At 59.5% G+C, this 4288-nt stretch carries 5 protein-coding genes and 1 pseudogene; 5 read left to right on the forward strand and 1 reads right to left on the reverse strand.

Going from position 1 to position 4288, the window contains the following annotated elements; all coding sequences use genetic code 11:
• The first annotated feature begins 215 nt into the window (after positions 1-215).
• The 5 genes from ACQKP2_RS31885 to ACQKP2_RS31905 all read left to right on the forward strand — a co-directional run bounded on the left by ACQKP2_RS31885 (position 216) and on the right by ACQKP2_RS31905 (position 3388).
• Positions 216-809 (forward strand): fasciclin domain-containing protein, encoded by a 594-nt coding sequence (locus tag ACQKP2_RS31885; RefSeq protein ID WP_427582250.1) that lies wholly within the window; start codon positions 216-218, stop codon positions 807-809.
• A gap of 57 nt (positions 810-866) precedes the next feature.
• On the forward strand, positions 867-1502 hold the full coding sequence (locus tag ACQKP2_RS31890) for a sigma-70 family RNA polymerase sigma factor (protein ID WP_427582251.1): 636 nt from the start codon (positions 867-869) through the stop codon (positions 1500-1502).
• On the forward strand, positions 1499-2173 hold the full coding sequence (locus tag ACQKP2_RS31895) for an anti-sigma factor (RefSeq protein WP_427582252.1): 675 nt from the start codon (positions 1499-1501) through the stop codon (positions 2171-2173). Before ACQKP2_RS31890 ends, ACQKP2_RS31895 begins: the two co-directional genes overlap by 4 nt.
• A gap of 197 nt (positions 2174-2370) precedes the next feature.
• Positions 2371-2880: an RHS repeat-associated core domain-containing protein gene (locus ACQKP2_RS31900; RefSeq protein WP_427582253.1), complete on the forward strand. Its 510-nt coding sequence runs from the start codon at positions 2371-2373 to the stop codon at positions 2878-2880.
• Positions 2843-3388, forward strand: a complete 546-nt coding sequence (locus tag ACQKP2_RS31905; protein WP_427582254.1) for a hypothetical protein — start codon at positions 2843-2845, stop codon at positions 3386-3388. The genes ACQKP2_RS31900 and ACQKP2_RS31905 overlap by 38 nt, the downstream gene beginning before the upstream one ends.
• Before the next feature lie 4 nt (positions 3389-3392).
• Here ACQKP2_RS31905 and ACQKP2_RS31910 read toward each other — a convergent pair.
• Positions 3393-4205, reverse strand: a pseudogene (locus ACQKP2_RS31910) (zinc-binding dehydrogenase); the annotation flags it as partial.
• Positions 4206-4288: the final 83 nt, after the last annotated feature.

The following is a 4288-nucleotide window of genomic DNA, read 5'->3' on the forward strand; positions in this document are numbered from 1 at the left end:
CCTCCCCTTTCGGAGCGAGCACGCTCGCGATGGTCGTCAACGATAACGCGGGGCATCAGGTTTCCCGCGTTATCGTTGACGACCATCGCGGGCAAGCCTCGCTCCTACAGGGGTACAGAAAAAATTTCGCGGCGCTGCATCCGGTCGAGCCCGAGCCACGTATATCAAGCACGGACAGACTTTCCTGGCCGAATCTTGCGACGAGGATCACCACCATGAAACGCACTTCGATCAAAACCCCGTTGATGGCCAGCCTGCTGACCCTGGCCCTTGGCGGCGGATTCGCCTTGAGCCCCGTGCAAGCGGCAACCATGGGCCACGACAGTGTCATGGTCGGCGGCCAAACCATGCTGCCGAGCAAGGACATCGTCGATAACGCGGTCAACTCCGCCGACCACACCACGCTGGTCGCCGCCGTGAAAGCCGCAGGCCTGGTCGACACCCTCAAGGGCAAAGGCCCGTTCACCGTGTTCGCCCCGGTCAACTCGGCGTTCACCGCCCTGCCCGCCGGCACCGTCGACAACCTGCTGAAACCGGAAAACAAAGCCACCCTGACCAAAATCCTCACCTACCACGTGGTGGCCGGCAAACTCGACATGTCGACCCTGGCCGAGAAGATCAAGGCCGGTGGCGGCAAGACCGAACTCACCACAGTGGCCGGCGGCAAGCTGTGGGCGATGATGAACGGCCCGCACAACATCACCATCAAGGATGAAAAGGGTGACGTCGCCGACATCACTACCTATGACGTTTACCAGTCCAACGGTGTGATTCAGGTCATCGACAAAGTCCTGCTGCCCAAAGGCTGAGTATGAGTGCCGACCCTGCCGTGCAGGGTCGGCGGATGCTTTCGGGGGAATCCGCCCGTGAATGGAAACGCTGCGTGCCGTGAACTAACCTCTGGGCACCGCACGCAGCCCACCGCCAGCACTCCGATTGCCTGGAGAACCGCCATTTCCATTACCGACGCCGATCAACTCAGGCAACTCCTGGCCCGCTGTGCACTGGGAGACCGCCACGCGTTCGAAGCGCTCTACCGCAGCGTTGGCCCGCGTTTGCATGGCGTAGCCCTGCGCTTCATGGGCCGTCCCGATCTGGCGGAAGAGGTGTTGCAGGAAAGCTTCGTGCGCATCTGGAACAACGCCTCGCGTTACGAGGCACACCTGTCGGCGCCGTTGACCTGGATGATCAACATCACCCGCCACCAGGCCATCGACCAGTTGCGCAAACACCGCGAGCGGCCACTGAGCGACACCGAAGCACTGACGCTGGAGGATGAAAGTCCGTCCGCTCACGAACAATTGAACAGCGCCCGCGAGGCCAGCGCCCTGAACCGCTGCCTGGAAAGCCTCGAAGGCATGCAGCGCCAGTCCATTACCGTCGCCTACTTTCAGGGCCTTTCCTGTTCGGAACTGGCCGATCATCTGGCCGCACCGCTGGGCTCGGTGAAGTCGTGGATCCGCCGAGGCATGGAGCGCCTGCGCAGGTGCCTTGAATCATGAACTATCGAACCCCGAGCCTGCGCCGCGCCCTCGCCGCCGACTACGCCATCGGCCTGATGCCCCCGACCGCACGCCGGCGATTCGAACAGATGTTGCGCGAAGATGCGGCCTTGCGCGCCGAGCTCGCGCAATGGCAGCAGAGCCTGACCAGTCTTACCGAAACACTCCCGGAACATCCCGTGCCGGAGCGCGTGTGGCAGGGCATCACCGCACGGATCGAACCGCAAGTACTGCATGTGCCTGAAAAACGACCGTTCTGGAACTGGCTGCGCATAACCATGGCGGTCTGCTCCCTGGTCATCGCCGTCACGTTAGGCATGCTTTACACCCGCGACGACGCCCGCTACAGCGCCACGCTGGTCAACGCCGACGCACAGCCTGCGTTGAGCGTTCAGGCCCACGAAAACTATCTGCAGGTCGAACCGCTGACACTGGCAGCCATCGGGCCGCAGCAAAGCCTCGAACTGTGGGCCATCCCGGCCGACGGCAAACCGGTGTCCCTCGGCGTGATTCCGGCAGGTGGCAAAGGCAAGGTTGAAATGAATGAATCGCAGAAGGCACTGATCGGCAAACCGATTGCCCTGGCCGTCAGCCTTGAACCGAAGGGCGGCTCGCCAACGGGACAACCAACAGGGCCGGTCCTGTATCAAGGGGCATTAGCGGCGCTGTAACCCGATCCATCTGTAGGAGCGAGCAAGCTCGCGAGAAACGCCCAGACAATACGGGCTCCCGGACAGCCCGCGTTATCGTTAACGACCATCGCGAGCGTGCTCGCTCCTACAGACCTATCAGTTCTGCTAGTAGGCAGTTTCGGCCGATTGCGCGACAGTAAAACCCTGAATCGAATACCTCATTCAGGACGCCCGCCATGTTGCCCAATCGCCAAACGCTGCTTTGCCGCTACCACTACGATCCGCTGGATCGGCTGGTCGATACCACACCTTCAGCACAAACCAGCGCCCAGCGCTTCTACCTGAAAGACCGCCTGAGCACCGAGATTCAAGGCGCGGTACAACGCTCGATCATGCAACACGACGATCAACTGCTGGCGCAGCAACAACACCAGAGCGGCACCACGCAAACCCGCTTGCTGGCCACGGATCAACAGCGCTCGGTGCTGAACGCACTCGACGCCACCCGCCCACATCCCCTCGCCTACAGTCCCTACGGCCACCGCCCGGCGGAAAACGGCCTGCTCAGCCTGCTCGGCTTCAACGGCGAACGGCCGGATCCGGTGACGGGGTGGTATTTGCTGGGTAATGGTTATCGGGCGTTTAACCCGGTGTTGATGCGGTTCAACAGCCCGGACAGTTGGAGTCCGTTTGGGGAGGGTGGGGTGAATGGGTATGCGTATTGTGGGGGGGGATCCCAGGAATAACAGCGACCCAAGCGGGCGTTCATATATTCACTTGATACTGAACAAGTTGAAATTCTGGAAGCCTCCTTCAACGCACAGTACAAATAGAAAATTCGCAACGAATGATTTTCTTTTGGGCAAATACAAAAAAGCAGAACAAACCAAGAACGTCCAACCTGTGACAACCACCTCTCCCCTGCATCACAACACCAACATATTACAAACATCTTCCCCTGAACAAATTCTGACAGTCGACCACCAAGAAGCAGTTCTAAAAAACATAATAGATAGTGAAAACAAACAAGCACTCCGATTAATCAATTCGCTTGCAATCACAAAAAACCAAAGCGAAACGGAACTTACAAAGCTAGCATTTAACTCTATAAACGGAAAAATCACTAAAAACACAATCACACTTACAAACCTAAACCCCGCCCATTCCGCAAACACTATCAGAACCGATAGCCTGGATAGCTCAAAAAAGGCAATTAAAAAGGGCGACACTCAGTCGCCCTTTTTAATTTCATGAAAGCTTACGCCGCACTAAACAACTTATGCGGATCAATCACAAACTTCTTCGGCACGCCCGCATCAAACTCGCCATACCCTTCCGGCGCCTGATCCAGGCTGATCACCTGCACGCCCACCACTTCGGCGATGTTGATGCGGTCCCACATGATCGCTTGCATCAGTGCGCGGTTGTACTTCATCACCGGGGTCTGGCCGGTGTGGAAGCTGTGGGATTTGGCCCAGCCGAGGCCGAAGCGGATGCTCAGGCTGCCCATTTTCGCGGCGGCGTCGACGGCGCCCGGGTCTTCGGTGACGTAGAGGCCGGGGATGCCGATTTTGCCGGCTACGCGCACTACGCCCATCAGCGAGTTGAGGACGGTGGCCGGGGCTTCGTGTTTGACGCCGTCATGGCCATGACCGCGGGCTTCGAAGCCGACGCAGTCGATTGCGCAATCCACTTCCGGTTCGCCCAGCAGCGCGGCGATCTGCTCGTGCAGCGGCGCGTCTTTGGACAGGTCGACGATTTCAAAACCCTGGGCCTTGGCGTGGGCCAGGCGGATGGTGTTGACGTCGCCGACGATGACCACGGCCGCGCCCAACAGACGCGCAGATGCAGCGGCCGCCAGGCCGACTGGACCGGCACCCGCGATGTAAACGGTGCTGCCCGGGCCGACGCCGGCGGTGACGGCGCCGTGGTAACCGGTTGGCAGGATGTCGGAGAGGCAGGTCAGGTCACGGATTTTCTCCATGGCCTTGTCGCGGTCCGGCAGTTTCAGCAGGTTGAAGTCGGCGTACGGCACCAGCACGTATTCGGCCTGGCCACCGGTCCAGTCGCCATTTTGTGGAAGAGAATTAGCCTGTTACGTGTGGCACATGAATGTCAGTTGAATGGCGGACACTGTCGTCATCTGTTCAGCCA

Origin of the sequence: Pseudomonas sp. NPDC089569 (genome assembly GCF_050280625.1) — a bacterium.
Classification (GTDB): Bacteria; Pseudomonadota; Gammaproteobacteria; order Pseudomonadales; family Pseudomonadaceae; genus Aquipseudomonas.